We start from the raw sequence: 14119 nt of genomic DNA, 5'->3' as shown, positions 1-14119 counted from the left end.
TAAACAGAGCTGCTGACGCAGTTCTGGCCTGCATATCAGCAAGAAACAAGCATCAGATCATTGATCTGCAGGCGTAGGCAGCTCATCTTTTTTCGTTTCCGCTGGCAGCATGGGGAAGCGGCTGGCCTGCAGCGAGGCGATGCCGAACTCTGCCAGCAGCTGGCGCAGCCGCTCGGCCGCGCTGCGCTTTTTCTGACCGGTATAGCGCGCCACGATGAGCTCGTTCTTCATGCTGTGTTCCCAACCCACCAGCTCGGTCACCGTGACCTGGTAGCCGCAGGCCTCCAGATACAGGCAGCGCAGCACATTGGTGATCTGGCTACCCATCTCGCGCGTATGAATGGGATGGCGCCACAGCTCGGCCAGTGGCGTGCGCGACAGGCTCATGGCCTTGGTCTGGCGCAGGCAGGCAGCCACTTCGGCCTGACAGCAGGGCACCAGCACCATGGCCTTGGCTTTTTTCTCCAGACCAAAGGCAATCGCATCATCGGTCGCCGTGTCACAGGCATGAAGCGCCGTGACCACATCGAACTGCGCTGGCATGAAGTCGGCGCGCGTGGACTCGGCCACCGACATATTGAGAAATTCCATGCGCTCAAAACCCAGCTCTGCGGCCAGCTTCTGCGAAGCCTCCACCAGCGGCGCACGGGTTTCGATACCGTAAATTCGGCCACGCCCCTGAGCCTTGAAATGCAGATCGTAGAGGATGAAGCCTAAATAGGATTTACCCGCACCATGATCGGCCAAGGTCACCGCATGCTCATCCTTGGACAACTCGGCCAGCAAGGGTTCGATGAACTGATAGAGGTGATAGACCTGCTTGAGCTTGCGGCGCGAATCCTGGTTGAGCTTGCCTTCGCGCGTCAGAATATGCAGCGCCTTGAGCAACTCTATGCTCTGGCCTGGCTTCAGATCCAACTGCGCAGCAATATCCTGAGGGGCAGTCTGAAGCTTTTTACCCATCTGCTTCTTGTCCAGCCTGGCCATTATTCGCCCGCCTTGGGCACGCCATGGCCAGTCACCGGGCAACGCGCGCCCACATCCAGGTCCAGCCAGCCTTCGATGCCGATCTTTTCCAGTGTTTCCATATTGCGTTCGTAGATCGACTCGGCCTCGGGGAAGACCTCCACGGCCTTGTCGATGCTGTCTTCACGCAGCAGATGCAGGATGGGATAGGGCGAGCGGTTGGTGCAGTTGGTCACATCATCGACATCCGTGCCCTCGAACTGGAACAGTGGGTGAAAAGACGCCACTTGCAAAATGCCGCCCAGGTCCAGCTCCTCCACCATGGCATCGGCAATTTCCAGAAAATCGTTGAAATCCAGAAAATCCTGCAGCGCATGGGGCAGGATCAGCAACGTGGTATCGCGCTTTTCGGCGCTGGCTTCGGCCAGCGCCTCCAGCTCACGGTACAGGTCTTCGGCCACGCCTTCGGCATCGGTGGCTGCGCTGATGGCGTAATGAATCTGCCCCTTGACATGCACGCCCTTGGCAAACGGGCACAGATTCAATCCAATCACGGCCTTTTCCAGCCAGCGCACAGTGTCTTCAATCACGAGTTCGGGCGGAAAGCCCTGAGCGGCGATGGTATTGGTTTCGGTCATGACTAGGCTCTCCAAAATGCAAACGGGGGCTTCCGCCCCCAGAGATTGCGCACTGGGTGGAAAATTCCAGCTTTGGCGCGCAGTTGCGGCATTTTAGCGAGCCTGTTTCCAGACTGCTCAGCCAGGACCGGAATCCACCCTAGCCCGCACCCAGCAATTGCAGCCCCGTGATGCGTTCATGTTCGCGGGCCGCATAGCGGTCTGTCATGCCTGCCACGAAGTCAGCCACCACACGCGCTCTTTCCCCCAAGGTATCTGCTGCCTGAGCTCGCTGTACGAAGCGGGGCTTCATGCGCTCCGGCTCAACCATATAGGCCGCAAACAGGTCGTGCACCACTTGCTGCGCGCTTTCCATGGTCTGCATGACCTGCGGGTGACGATAGAGCTGACGCAACAGGAATTGCTTGAGCGCCTGGGACCGGATCTTCATTTCTTCGCTGAACCCCATCAGCAGCCGCCCACAATGGCGCACCTCTTGCACCGATTTCACGCCACAGCTTTCAATCTGCAAGCGCGAGTGGCCAATCACGTCATAGACCTGATCACTGAGCATGCGTCGGATGCTCTCATACAGCAGCTTGCGCTGGGCTTCGGGCACGGCAAGCGCCGGCCAGTCCCGCAGGGTTGCCTCGTAATAATGGGCAAACAGGGGAACAGCATCACGCAGCTGGATCATGGTGATGAGGCCCGAGCGCACACCGTCATCCACATCATGGGCGTTATAGGCAATGGCGTCGGCCAGATTGCAGAGCTGGGCCTCCAGTGAGGGCTGGGTACCATCGAGAAAGCGCTGAGCCACGCCAGCAGGCTCGCGCTCATTGATAAGCTGTGCATTGCTGCGTGAGCAGTGCTTCAGAATGCCTTCGCGCGTTTCAAAAGTGAGATTGAGTCCATCAAAAGCCGGGTAGCGCTCTTCCAGCCTGTCCACCACCCGCAAGCTCTGCAGATTGTGTTCAAAGCCTCCATGCAGCCGCATGCACTCGTTGAGCGCATCCTGCCCCGCATGGCCAAACGGTGTATGACCCAGATCGTGAGCCAGGCAAATCGCCTCCACCAGGTCTTCCTCCAGACCCAGGGAACGGGCAATGGAACGCCCCAGTTGCGCTACTTCCAGAGAGTGAGTGAGCCGGGTACGAAACAGATCGCCTTCATGGTTCACAAAAACCTGGGTCTTGTAGACCAGACGACGAAACGCCGAAGAGTGAACGATACGGTCTCGATCACGCTGAAAATCACTGCGCGTGGGTGCGACAGGTTCTTCAAACCTGCGTCCCCGGCTCTGCAGGGGATCGCAGGCATAAGCAGCCAGGGTCTTCATGGACTTGCCTCATGCATTCTATGAAGCCCACTCTAGCAGCTTGGAGGATGCTTTCAGTGCTCAGGCGCAGCAGCCATCAATGACCTCACGCACCAGAGCATCGGGTGCAGACTGCATGACGGCCCTGCCTGGGCCATCAATCAGCACAAAACGGATCTCGCCAGCCTCGGACTTTTTATCCACCCGCATCAACTCCAGATAGCGGCCGGCGTTATCACCAGCATCGATCACAGCACCGCGCACAGGCAAGCCAGCCCGCCCGATCAGGCTGCGCAAACGCACGACAAATGCTTCATCGACCAGACCTAGACGCCTGGACAGCTCGGCCGCCATCACCATGCCTGCAGCCACGCCCTCGCCATGCAGCCACTTGCCGTAGCCCATGCCCGCCTCGATCGCGTGCCCAAAGGTATGACCGAAATTGAGAATGGCACGCAAGCCCGACTCCTTTTCGTCCTGCCCCACGACCCAGGCCTTGATCTCCACGCTGCGCTTGACGGCGTGGGCTAGCGCAGCACGATCACGCCTGAGCAAGGCCTCGATGTTCTGCTCAAGCCAGGCGAAAAACGCCATATCGGCAATCGGACCGTACTTGATGACTTCAGCCAGTCCTGCACTGAGTTCGCGCTCGGGCAAGGTATCCAGTGTTGCCAGATCGCAAACCACCAGTTGCGGCTGGTAGAAGGCCCCGATCATGTTCTTGCCCTGCGGGTGGTTGATGGCGGTCTTGCCGCCCACCGACGAATCCACCTGAGACAGCAAGGTCGTAGGCACCTGCACAAACGGAACGCCACGCATATAGCTGGCTGCCGCAAAACCCGTCATGTCGCCGACCACGCCGCCGCCCAAAGCAAACAACACCGTCTTGCGATCACAGCCGTTGGAGAGCAGACCATCAAAAATCAGGTTCAGCGTCTGCCAGTCCTTGTGCGCTTCACCATCAGGTAAAACCACCTCGTGCACCTGCGCATACTGCCTGTTCAAGACCTGCTTCAAGGCCGAAAGATAGAGCGGCGCCACCACATCATTGGTCACGATCATGGCACTAGCAGCACGCGGCAGCGCTTGCCAAGTCTGCTCCTGCGCCAGCAAGTTCTCGGAAATCACGATGGGGTAGCTGCGCTCACCCAAATCAATCTGCACGGTTTCCACAATATCCCTTTAACTTCAGTTTCTGACGACTCAGCGGGAGGCTCCCAGCTCCAACTGCATGGCGACCCGCTGGGCAACCTGTGTCGCAGACAGACCAGATCCAGCGACTACAAAATCTGCGACTTCCTTGTAGAGAGGATCGCGTATTCCATGCAGCTCCTGCAGACGCTGCAAGGGGTTACCAACCTGCAGCAAAGGCCGCTGCGTGTCTTTTTGAAGCCGGCGCGCTATTTCATGTGGTGAAGCACTCAAATACACCACCAGCGAATGACGAGCGAGCTGCGCGCGATTCTCTGGTTTGAGCACTGCTCCGCCGCCCGTGGCAATGACCATCTTTTCAGGCTTTTTCAGAAGCTGTGCCAGAACGTCCTGCTCCACTTCTCGAAAACGGTCCTCGCCCTCCTTGGCGAAAAATTCCCGAATGCTGCATTGAATTTGCTCTTCGATAGCAACATCCACATCCACAAATGGCACAGACCAGCGCCGGGCCAGATATCGGCCAATCGTGGACTTTCCACTTCCAGGAAGTCCGACCAAAGCGATATGCGAATCCATCACGAAGTTCATTGCGCCATCAAGCCTGCAGCCTGCATTCATCATCAATGCATAAGATTGTCGCAGCCTTGTCATGCTGCAATAAAAAAGGACTGCATCAATATCGATACAGTCCTTTTCCAATTACATAGCAAAAAACTTACTTGCCAGCGTTCCGGATCTGGTTGAGCATCTTGGGAGTGATAAACACCAGCATTTCACGCTTGCTTGATGCCTTGGTGGTATTGCGGAACAGATGCCCCAGCACCGGCAGGTCGCCGAACAGAGGGATCTTGTTGACCTGATTGGTTTCTTCCATTTCAAAGATACCGCCAATCACCACAGTTCCGCCGTTTTCGACCAGCACCTGAGTCTTGATGTGTTTGGTATCAATGGCCACACCCTGGGTCGTTGTCTCGCCACGGCTGTCTTTGTTCACATCCAGATCCAGAATGATGTCCCCTTCGGGCGTGATCTGCGGAATGACTTCCAGTTTCAGCACCGCTTTCTTGAACGAGATCGTTGTGGCCCCGTTCGGGGCCGTGACGGAGTATGGGTACTCCGTACCCTGCTCGATCAAGGCTTTGTTCTGGTCGGCGGTCACTAGCCGCGGATTGGAGATGATCTTGCCATCGCCGTCAGCTTCCATCGCTGAAAGCTCCAACGAAAGAAAGCGTGTTGCTGCGCTGTTAAATACACTAAAAGCAAGCTGTCCTACCGAATTCACACCGGAGACATTAGCCGGCAGATTGACAAAATTCTTGCTGAAATCCGTTTCAAATGTATTGGTGACTGCGCCTGTAGTCTGGTCAACCTTGAATTCCTTTCGGTTGACGATGCCCGTGGAAATCTGATTCCGGGAGTTAAGCGCCCCACCGCCGAGCCGAACACCCAATGACTTACCAAAGGTGTCTCGAGCTTCGACAATGCGGGCTTCGATCATCACCTGACGCACCGGTACATCCAACGTAGTCAGCAAGGCTTTCATTTCCTCGAGCTTGGTGGGCGTGTCCGTTACAAACAGCTGATTGGTCCGCGGCTCGGAAATCGCCGAACCACGCGAAGACAGAAAACGCGTGCTTGCACCTGTAGCACCGCCAGCACCTCCCCCCGTCGAAGTCGTGATCTGCAGCAGTATGTCTGCCGCCTTGGCATAGTTCAGCTGAAAACCCTGAGTGCGCAACGGCTCCAGCTTCTGGATTTCCATCGCTGCTTCGTAGTCACGCTTGGTGCGAGCATCGATTTCATCTTTGGGGGCAATCCACAGAACCGAGCCGGATTTGCGCATACCAAGCCCCTTGGCATCCATTATGATCTGCAGCGCCTGATCCCAGGGGACATCCTTGAGCCTCAGAGTCAATGCTCCCGTCACGGTATCCGAGGTCACGATATTGAAATTCGTGAAATCTGCAATGACCTGCAGCAGCGAGCGGACCTCGATATTCTGGAAGTTCAATGACAGCTTTTCACCGCTGTAACCAGGTCCCTGCGTCAGCTTGCTGGTATCCACCTTTTTCTGGCGCACTTCCAGCACAAACTGATTGTCGCTCTGGTAGGCGCTATGTTCCCATTCGCCCACAGGCTCGATACGCATGCGTACACGATCACCCTGCTGATGAGTCGTAATCGTCTGAACCGGTGTACCGAAGTCTGCTACATCAAGCTTGCGACGCAGATTCTCAGGCAATGCCGTGCGCAGAAAATCAACGGTAAGCCCTTTGCCCTCCTGGCGCAGATCCACACCGGTCTGGCTGTTGCTCAGACTCACCACCACCCTGCCGGAGCCATCGCTTCCGCGGCGGAAATCCACACCCTGAATGGGAGCCACATCAGAAGATGCTGTCTTGCTCTCGAACACATTGGCTACCGGGGACGGTGCAGCATTTGCTGCCGCAGCAGAGGCACCTGCTGGATCCAGCAAAATCAGCAAGCTTTTGCCTTGTCGCTGCACGCGATAAGTCGTTGCCGTTTTGAGGTTCAGCACCAGACGAGAGCGGCCAGATGCTTCAACGATATTCGCGGAGCGCAAATTGCCCTGGTTGAAGTCCACAAGCGACTTGCCCGAAGCGTTGCTCACTCCCGGGAAGTCCAGAGCAATACGCGCCGGAGACTGAACCACAAAGCCTGTGGGATCCGCTGCCAGTGGCTCTGACAGCTCAACACGAATGACCTCGGAGCCTGACTGCTGCCCCCCTGTCACTGATTCAATACGAGCCTGCGCCCAAGCTGCCGAAGACAGCAGGAGTCCGCCCAAAGCAACGCCCCAATGGGCTTTCGCCAGAATGCTGCGGTTAATGCCCATCATTTGCTCCCCTCCTGCAACTCCAAAGTACTCGTTCTTTCGATCCAGTCACCACCGCCGTCCTGAACAATCTCTCTCAACTGGATGGAGTTCTCGGTGATCCTGGTAATTTTTCCGTAGTTCTGTCCCAGGTAGTTGCCTACACGGACCTGGTAGAGCAAGGTGCCGACTCTCAGCAAGGCAGTCGGCACGCCCTTCTTGTCCAAGCTACCCACCATGGTCATGGCATCCAGAGGCTCTGCCTCCAAGGGCTCCTTGCGGCGGTTCAGCTCTGGCGCAAGCAAATCCGTACTGATATTCGCCTGCGCAGACTCCTTGCGCAAAACCTGGATCAGCTTCAGTGGGTTGAAGGGCTCCATGCCCTCTGCCGCCGTGTACGCCTGAGGCTTGAAAGGCTTGGGCTCTTCCAGCGGCGTCACGCGCGGTTTGGCATTGGCCCTTTCCTGGGCCATCCATGCCCGCAACTCGTCTTCATCTGAAGAGGTGCAGCCCGACAACAAAGCACCGCCCAATAGCAGGCACCAGGGAATCATGATTTTTCTCATTTCTTCCCCTTCGCTGCCGCCCGCTGCGCCTGAACTTCATCCGCGTCCAGATAGCGGAAGGTTCTGGCGGTTGCATCCATGGTCAGAATTTCAGCTTCCTTGCCTGTTGGGGCAATTGACAGATTGTTCAATGTCACGATTCGCGAGAGAAACGCCACATCGGAGGCAAAAGCGCCGATGTCGTGATAACGCCCCGTCACCTTCAGCGTGATAGGCAACTCGGCGTAGTACTCCTTGGTCACCATGGCTCCAGGACGGAAGACGTCGAACTGCAAGCTACGCCCCAAACCAGCCTGATTGATATCGGACAGCAGAGCTGCCATTTCGGCCTTGCTGGGAAGCTGCTTTTCAAGCTGCGTCACATATTGCTCGACCTGCTCGCGCTGCTTCTTCAGACCTTCCAGGCTCACTGCCTTGATTAGTTTCTTCTGATAGTCGTCACGCAGCGTCACCTCGGTACTGCGCTCCCGCTCCAGCTCTTCCTCATAGTCCTTGAGCATCACAAACCACAAAAGCGCCGCGACGGCCACAGCCACGGCCACATAGAGCAATGCTTTGGGCAAGGCGGGCCATACCGATGGATCGTTGGGATCCAGATTGCGAAACTGGCGCTGGATTTTTTCCTGCAACGCAACGAAATCCACGTTCAGAGATTTTCTTTGAGCCATTACTTCGCCTTCACCGGGGGAGTGGACGGGGTCTGACTTTTCTCTGCATCGCTGGCTCGAGTCAGGTGAAATTGCAGCGTGAAGGCTGCGGCACGGCGCCTTTCTTTGGCACTCACGTCCACGGTCTTGGCAACAATTTCCATGAGTTCAGGTTTGGAGAACCAGGGCGTACCGTCGGTCAGATTGCGCAGCATTTCAGAAATGCGCTCATTGGACTGTGCCGTTCCCTGCATGGTCACCAGCAGCCCGTCTTGCTTGATGCTGGTGATATAGACCCCCTCGGGCAACTGCTTGACCAGCTCGTTGAGCAGATGTACAGGCAGGTTGCGATCCGACTGCAGGTCTTCCACCGCCTTCTGGCGTGCACGCAAAGCCGTGATTTCGTTTTCCAGGCCCTCGATTTCCTTGATTTGGGCTTCCAGCACCTTGATCTCGGAACGCAGCAAGTTGTTTTTCTCCTGCTGTCCCTCGATCATGACCTGGAAATACCAGTAAATCAGGCCAGCAACCAACAGCCCGCCAAGGGCCGCCAAAACCATATTGACCTGGAACGCTTCTTTTCGGCGCTTCTTCGCCGCTTCACGATGCGGTAAGAGATTGATCAGAATCACGCTGTGAACCTCCGCATCGCGAGGCCGCAGGAGGTCAGATAGGACGGAGCCTCACGAGCCATCTTTTTCAGGCGCACACCGCTGCCTATCTCCATGCCGTCGAACGGATTGGCCAGGCTGCAGGCGCAACCCGTTTGCTGGCTCACGGCTTCCACCAAGCCAGGCAGGGAAGCCGAGCCGCCAGCCATCAGAATATGGTCGATGCGGTTGTAGGGCGTGCTTGTGAAGAAGAACTGCAGCGCACGCGCCACTTCCTGCGTCAGGCTCTGCACAAAGGGCTTGAGCACTCCCGAGGCATAGTCTTCGGGCAGCTCGCCGCTGCGCTTCTTTGTTTCGGCTTCTTCGGGAGAAAAGCCATATTGGCGTGCAATCAACTGGGTCAACTGTGCGCCACCAAAAGCCTGATCTCGCTCATAAAGCACATCTTCGTTGCGCAGCACCTGCATGCTGGTGGTCATGGCCCCTACTTCGAACAGAGCAACCACCGCATCCTGTCCCTGGTTTGGCAGGCGTGACACCAGACGCGTCGCCGCCATCCTGGCCGCATAAGGCTCGATGTCGACCACCACGGGCTTGAGGCCTGCCGCTTCGGCAAGCCCCTGTCTGTCCTGCACTTTTTCCTTGCGCGATGCGGCAATCAGTACGTCGATATCGCCGGCAGAAACTGCGGATGCTCCCACCACGCAGAAGTCCAGGCTCACCTCGTCCAGAGAAAATGGAATGTATTGGTTGGCCTCGGACTCGACCTGGACCTCCATCTCCAGATCCGTCAGACCTGCAGGCAGGGAGATCTTTTTGGTGATCACCGCAGCCGCCGGAAGCGCCATGGCCACATGCTTGGTGCGGGTGCCGCTTTTTTTGACCAGGCGCCGCACGGCTTCGGCTACCTCATCGAATTTCTCGATATTGCCATCGGTGATCCAGCCTTTTTCCAGAGGCTCGATCGCGCAGCGTTCCAGCTGCCACTCACCGCTTTTGCTTTTGCTCAGCTCTACCAGCTTCACACTGGATGAGCTGATATCAATGCCCAGCAAAGGAGCAGGCTGACGGCTGAATAAGGAACTCAGAGCAATCAACATGCCCCCCCGTTTTTGTAAGAATAGAAACAAAAGCCCACAGTACGACGGAATGCTAGCAGCAAGCTATAGCAGCCAGCCCTTTACAGCAGGCTGTTTTGCCTCGATTCGTGGCCAAAAAAAGACATTTTTGTTCACGATCAAATACAAGAACTGTTTCGACCATCATTAAAACAGTGCTAACCCTGTGCTTTAGGATTCAGCAAAATCGCAGCCATCCGACTGCCCTGCCTTGCTCTCAAGGGTGCATTTCTATAATGCGTCACCCTCTGTACTAACAGCGAAATGCCGCCTTCAGAATATTCAACTCATCAGGCTCCGCCACCTGGCCAGCCTGCTCCTAAAAAACGCATGCACTGGCTGCCTCGCTCCATCTTCTGGTTGTTTGGCCTTGCGCTTGCTGGCGCTCTGGCTGTCTTGCTTGCGGTCGCAGTGGCTCTGGCCATGGCCTACCCCAATCTGCCGGATGTCTCCGAACTCGCCGACTACCGCCCCAAGCTGCCGCTGCGGATCTATTCGAGCGAGGGTGCGCTGCTGGGCGAATTTGGCGAAGAGCGCCGTACGCTGACCCCCATCAAGGAGATTCCCAAGGTCATGACCGACGCGGTGCTGGCCATTGAGGACACGCGCTTCTTCGAGCATGGAGGCGTCGACTACAAGGGCATGCTGCGTGCCGCGCTGGCCAACCTGGGCAAAGTCAAAAGCCAGGGCGCATCCACCATCACCATGCAGGTAGCGCGTAATGTGTATCTGTCTTCCGAGAAGACCTATACCCGCAAGATCTACGAAATCCTGCTGACCTTCAAGCTTGAGCACTTGCTGACCAAGGAGCAGATCCTCGAGATCTATATGAACCAGATCTTCCTGGGCAACCGCGCATACGGCTTTGCGGCGGCCTGCGAGGCCTATTTCGGCCACCCGCTCAAGGACATCACCGTGGCTGAGGCAGCCATGCTGGCAGGTCTGCCCAAGGCGCCTTCGGCATACAACCCCATCAGCAATCCCAAGCGCGCACGCATCCGCCAGCTCTACATCATTGACCGCATGGAGGAAAACGGCTTCATCACAGCCGAGCAAGCCAAGCAGGCCCGCGAAGAGCCGCTGAAGCTGCGCACCACCAGCAACTCCACCCGCGTGCATGCGGAATACGTAGCCGAAATGGCCCGTCAGCTGATCTTTGCACAATACGGTGGCGAAGCCTATACCCGCGGCCTGAACGTCTACACGACCCTCAATGCCGGTGAACAGGAAGCTGCCTACAAGGCATTGCGCGACGGCATCATGAACTACGAGCGCCGCCAGAAATACCGCGGCCCCGAGAAATTCATCAATCTGCCCAGCAACGCCCAGGAGCGTGAAGACGCCATCGACGATGTCCTGGCCAACCACCCCGACAACGGCGATGTGATCGCTGCGGTGGTGCTGGAGGCTTCTCCGCGCAAGATTGTGGCTTCACGGGCCGATGGCGAGCATTTCGAAATCACGGGCGAAGGCTTGCGCCCTGCCGAGTCGGGTCTGAGCCCCAAGGCCCCACCCAACACCAAGATTCGTCCTGGCGCCGTGATTCGCGCCGTCAAGACAGCCAAGGGTTCCTGGGAAATCACCCAGCTGCCCGAGGTGGAAGGCGCTTTTGTTGCCATGTCCACCGAAACCGGTGCCATCCGCGCTCTGGTCGGCGGCTTTGACTTCGAGAAGAACAAGTTCAATCACGTGACCCAGGCCTGGCGCCAGCCCGGCTCCAGCTTCAAGCCTTTCATCTATTCGGCTTCGCTGGAACATGGTTTCTCGCCTGCCACGATGATCAATGACGCGCCCATCTTCTTCAGCGCCGCGACCACCGGCGGCCAACCCTGGGAGCCCAAGAACTACGACGGCACATACGCCGGCCCCATGACCATGCGCACGGGCTTGAACAAGTCCAAGAACATGATCTCCATCCGCCTGCTGCAAGCCATAGGTCCCAAGGCAGGCCAGGAATGGGCAACACGCTTCGGCTTTGAAGCCGCCAAGCAACCGGCCTATCTGACCATGGCCCTGGGCGCTGGCTCGGTAACGCCCTTGCAGATGGCCGGCGCCTATTCGGTGTTTGCCAATGGCGGCCACCGCATCAACCCCTGGTTGATCGCACGTGTCACGGACCACAAGGGGCGCGTGCTGTCGGAGTTCACCCCTCCGCCCGTCAGCCAGCTGCCCCAGGCCATTCCGGCCCGCAATGCCTTCGTCACCGGCACCATGCTCAACGACGTTGCCAGGGTTGGCACTGCCGCCCGGGCTCAGGCCACTCTCAAGCGTCCTGACCTCTATGGCAAGACAGGTACCACCAACGACTCCGTGGATGCATGGTTCGCCGGCTATCAGCCTTCCCTGGCCGCCGTGTCCTGGATCGGCTACGACACTCCCCGCAATCTGGGCTCGCGCGAGACCGGCGGCGGCCTGAGCCTGCCCATCTGGATCAGCTTCATGCAGCATGCCCTCAAGGGCGTCCCCGTGGCTGAGGTTCAAGCGCCTCCTGGCGTGGTGAGCATGGGTGGCGACTGGTACTACGAGGAAAATGCCCGCGGCGGCGGTGTACCCAGCCTGGGCATGGAAAGCGCTGCGCCTTCTGATGCTGGCCCCGGCGCAACCCCAGCCCCTGCAGCAGAAGAACGCAGCCGCATTCTGGATCTGTTCAGGAACTGACGCCCCTGCGCCGCACTAGCGGCTGCGCCCCAAACAAAAAAGCCTGCCACCATCGGTGACAGGCTTTTTTATTGAGGAGCAGTGCTCAGTTTCAGGCCAGTGCCTTGAACTCCAGCTTCAGGCCCGATTGCTCGCTCGCATATTGGCTGAGGTTGGCAAAGAATTCACCAGCACCCTTGGTATCCAGCCAGATCTGTTGCACCTCGTCAAAGCGATAGTGAAAACCACCGGCCTTGGCTGCCAGCCAGATTTCATGCAGGGGCTTTTGCTGGTTGATCACAATCTGGCTGCGGTTTGCAAACACCAGAGTCACCATGCCCCCCACACGCTGGGCGTCGATATCGGCATCGGTTTCGTCGTCGATACGGTCACAGCATTGCTCGACCGCCAAAAGCAGTTGGTCGGCGCGGTCCAGATATTCAAGGTCAGTCATTACAATTTGCCCATGTTGAAAGCCAATCAAATTCTAGTCAGGTGCATTGCCCTTGCAGCTTGTGCGGCGTCCATGGCCGCTATTTCCGGCTGCGGACAAAGAGGGTCTCTCTATCTGCCCAACACACCTTCAGCTCAGGAGCGCGCCACCTTGCCCGAGTCGCTGGGCATTTCCTCCCGCTCGGCGGATACAAAGCCGGCACCTGTAGTGCCTCTGGCACCACCTCCCCAAGATGAGGCCTATTAGGCCTCCGGTAAAAGCCAGCCCCGAGGCTTGATGCATATCAACATGGGTTGGGGGCTTAGCCCCTAGAGTCCAGGCACCTTGTCCTTTGACAAATTGCCTGCCATGCCCATAGAGCTCTATCGCGACAAACACCATGCCTGTCTGATGTTCACCGACCTCATTGAGGAAGATGGGCAGGCGATCCAGGCCAATCAGTTCCTGATCGTGGACAACGGTACAGGAGCCATCATCGACCCGGGCGGCAACCTGGCTTTCAACGAGTTGTTCATGGGCATGTCGCGGCATTTCCCGCCGCAAAAGCTGGCCTATGTGGTGGCCTCGCATGCCGACCCGGACATCATCGCCTCGCTGGACCGCTGGATGACCAGCACCCGCGCCCAACTGGTGATCTCGCGCATCTGGGAGCGCTTTGCGCCGCACTTCACCAAGGTCGGCAAGACGGAAAACCGCGTCATCGGCGTGCCCGACTCCGGCGGTCGCCTGCCCCTGGGTAACAGCGAACTGGTGCTGCTGCCCGCGCATTTTCTGCATGCCGAAGGCAATTTCCACTTCTACGACCCGATCAGCAAGATTCTGTTCACCGGCGACCTGGGCGTATCCCTGACTACGGGCGCCGAGGCCCAGACCCCCGTCACCGACCTGCTGCCTCATATCGCCCGGATGGAAGGCTTTCACCGCCGCTACATGGTCTCCAACAAGATTCTGAAGCTGTGGGTGCAGATGGCGCGGCAGTTGCCCATCGCCATGATCGTGCCTCAGCATGGCGCGCCCATCATGGGCCAGCAAGCCATTGGCGACCTGTTCAACTGGCTAGAAGGCCTGCAGTGCGGCATCGACCTGTTCGACCAGCGCTCTTACCAGTTGCCTACGGCCGAGATCGACCCCGTATCGCGCCAGGTGCGCCCACCATTGCGTGCTGTTGCAGGCTGACGGTTCACGACTTGCCCAAGT

14 protein-coding genes are annotated in these 14119 nt (G+C 57.7%); 3 read left to right on the top strand and 11 right to left on the bottom strand.

Going from position 1 to position 14119, the window contains the following annotated elements; translation table 11 throughout:
- Window positions 1-57: 57 nt before the first annotated feature.
- The 10 genes from QMY55_RS03610 to QMY55_RS03565 all read right to left on the bottom strand — a co-directional run bounded on the left by QMY55_RS03610 (window position 58) and on the right by QMY55_RS03565 (window position 9813).
- Complete coding sequence (locus QMY55_RS03610) at window positions 58-987, bottom strand: class I SAM-dependent methyltransferase (RefSeq protein ID WP_283487341.1); 930 nt, start codon at window positions 985-987, stop codon at window positions 58-60.
- Window positions 987-1604 (bottom strand): DUF1415 domain-containing protein, encoded by a 618-nt coding sequence (locus tag QMY55_RS03605; protein WP_283487340.1) that lies wholly within the window; start codon window positions 1602-1604, stop codon window positions 987-989. Before QMY55_RS03605 ends, QMY55_RS03610 begins: the two co-directional genes overlap by 1 nt.
- Window positions 1605-1743: 139 nt before the next feature.
- Window positions 1744-2922 (bottom strand): deoxyguanosinetriphosphate triphosphohydrolase, encoded by a 1179-nt coding sequence (locus QMY55_RS03600; RefSeq protein WP_283487339.1) that lies wholly within the window; start codon window positions 2920-2922, stop codon window positions 1744-1746.
- 60 nt (window positions 2923-2982) lie between these two features.
- Window positions 2983-4074, bottom strand: a complete 1092-nt coding sequence (aroB, locus tag QMY55_RS03595; protein ID WP_283487338.1) for a 3-dehydroquinate synthase — start codon at window positions 4072-4074, stop codon at window positions 2983-2985.
- Between the two features lie 30 nt (window positions 4075-4104).
- Entirely contained in the window at window positions 4105-4629 is a 525-nt protein-coding gene (locus QMY55_RS03590) for a shikimate kinase (RefSeq protein ID WP_407650683.1), read from the bottom strand.
- Window positions 4630-4768: 139 nt separating this feature from the next.
- The gene (pilQ, locus tag QMY55_RS03585) at window positions 4769-6913 is read right to left on the bottom strand and encodes a type IV pilus secretin family protein (RefSeq protein ID WP_283487336.1); all 2145 of its coding nucleotides are present in this window, start codon (window positions 6911-6913) and stop codon (window positions 4769-4771) included.
- Complete coding sequence (locus QMY55_RS03580) at window positions 6910-7443, bottom strand: pilus assembly protein PilP (protein WP_283487335.1); 534 nt, start codon at window positions 7441-7443, stop codon at window positions 6910-6912. Before QMY55_RS03580 ends, pilQ begins: the two co-directional genes overlap by 4 nt.
- A gap of 8 nt (window positions 7444-7451) precedes the next feature.
- Window positions 7452-8123, bottom strand: a complete 672-nt coding sequence (locus tag QMY55_RS03575; RefSeq protein WP_283487334.1) for a type IV pilus inner membrane component PilO — start codon at window positions 8121-8123, stop codon at window positions 7452-7454.
- Entirely contained in the window at window positions 8123-8734 is a 612-nt protein-coding gene (locus QMY55_RS03570; RefSeq protein WP_283487333.1) for a PilN domain-containing protein, read from the bottom strand. Before QMY55_RS03570 ends, QMY55_RS03575 begins: the two co-directional genes overlap by 1 nt.
- Window positions 8731-9813: a pilus assembly protein PilM gene (locus tag QMY55_RS03565; protein ID WP_407650608.1), complete on the bottom strand. Its 1083-nt coding sequence runs from the start codon at window positions 9811-9813 to the stop codon at window positions 8731-8733. The genes QMY55_RS03570 and QMY55_RS03565 overlap by 4 nt, the downstream gene beginning before the upstream one ends.
- Before the next feature lie 348 nt (window positions 9814-10161).
- Between QMY55_RS03565 and QMY55_RS03560 the strand changes: the two genes are divergently transcribed.
- Complete coding sequence (locus QMY55_RS03560; protein WP_283487332.1) at window positions 10162-12489, top strand: penicillin-binding protein 1A; 2328 nt, start codon at window positions 10162-10164, stop codon at window positions 12487-12489.
- Between the two features lie 91 nt (window positions 12490-12580).
- On the opposite strand, the gene cyaY is transcribed toward QMY55_RS03560, so the two are convergent.
- Window positions 12581-12922 carry an iron donor protein CyaY gene (cyaY, locus tag QMY55_RS03555; RefSeq protein ID WP_283487331.1) on the bottom strand — a complete coding sequence of 114 codons (342 nt, stop codon included), beginning with the start codon at window positions 12920-12922 and terminating at the stop codon, window positions 12581-12583.
- Between the two features lie 12 nt (window positions 12923-12934).
- Here cyaY and lptM point away from each other — a divergent pair, with 12 nt between their 5' ends.
- Both lptM and QMY55_RS03550 read left to right on the top strand, forming a co-directional pair.
- Entirely contained in the window at window positions 12935-13168 is a 234-nt protein-coding gene (lptM, locus tag QMY55_RS24825) for an LPS translocon maturation chaperone LptM (RefSeq protein ID WP_407650607.1), read from the top strand.
- A 102-nt stretch (window positions 13169-13270) separates the two neighbouring features.
- Complete coding sequence (locus QMY55_RS03550) at window positions 13271-14098, top strand: oxygen-binding di-iron domain-containing protein (RefSeq protein WP_283488874.1); 828 nt, start codon at window positions 13271-13273, stop codon at window positions 14096-14098.
- Window positions 14099-14119: the final 21 nt, after the last annotated feature.

The organism is Comamonas resistens, assembly GCF_030064165.1.
GTDB lineage: Bacteria > Pseudomonadota > Gammaproteobacteria > Burkholderiales > Burkholderiaceae_C > Comamonas > Comamonas resistens.
The sequence above is the reverse complement of the archived record's forward strand: the minus strand, read 5'-3'. Positions and strand labels throughout refer to the sequence as shown.

What these genes read in the sequence shown, in the direction of transcription:
- QMY55_RS03610 (WP_283487341.1), bottom strand. Translation starts at nt 987, where the DNA reads ATGGCCAGGCTGGACAAGAAGCAGATGGGTAAAAAGCTTCAGACTGCC.
- QMY55_RS03605 (WP_283487340.1), bottom strand. Translation starts at nt 1,604, where the DNA reads ATGACCGAAACCAATACCATCGCCGCTCAGGGCTTTCCGCCCGAACTC.
- QMY55_RS03600 (WP_283487339.1), bottom strand. Translation starts at nt 2,922, where the DNA reads ATGAAGACCCTGGCTGCTTATGCCTGCGATCCCCTGCAGAGCCGGGGA.
- QMY55_RS03590 (WP_407650683.1), bottom strand. Translation starts at nt 4,629, where the DNA reads ATGGATTCGCATATCGCTTTGGTCGGACTTCCTGGAAGTGGAAAGTCC.
- pilQ (WP_283487336.1), bottom strand. Translation starts at nt 6,913, where the DNA reads ATGATGGGCATTAACCGCAGCATTCTGGCGAAAGCCCATTGGGGCGTT.
- QMY55_RS03580 (WP_283487335.1), bottom strand. Translation starts at nt 7,443, where the DNA reads ATGATTCCCTGGTGCCTGCTATTGGGCGGTGCTTTGTTGTCGGGCTGC.
- QMY55_RS03575 (WP_283487334.1), bottom strand. Translation starts at nt 8,123, where the DNA reads ATGGCTCAAAGAAAATCTCTGAACGTGGATTTCGTTGCGTTGCAGGAA.
- QMY55_RS03565 (WP_407650608.1), bottom strand. Translation starts at nt 9,813, where the DNA reads ATGTTGATTGCTCTGAGTTCCTTATTCAGCCGTCAGCCTGCTCCTTTG.
- QMY55_RS03560 (WP_283487332.1), top strand. Translation starts at nt 10,162, where the DNA reads ATGCACTGGCTGCCTCGCTCCATCTTCTGGTTGTTTGGCCTTGCGCTT.
- cyaY (WP_283487331.1), bottom strand. Translation starts at nt 12,922, where the DNA reads ATGACTGACCTTGAATATCTGGACCGCGCCGACCAACTGCTTTTGGCG.
- lptM (WP_407650607.1), top strand. Translation starts at nt 12,935, where the DNA reads ATGTTGAAAGCCAATCAAATTCTAGTCAGGTGCATTGCCCTTGCAGCT.
- QMY55_RS03550 (WP_283488874.1), top strand. Translation starts at nt 13,271, where the DNA reads ATGCCCATAGAGCTCTATCGCGACAAACACCATGCCTGTCTGATGTTC.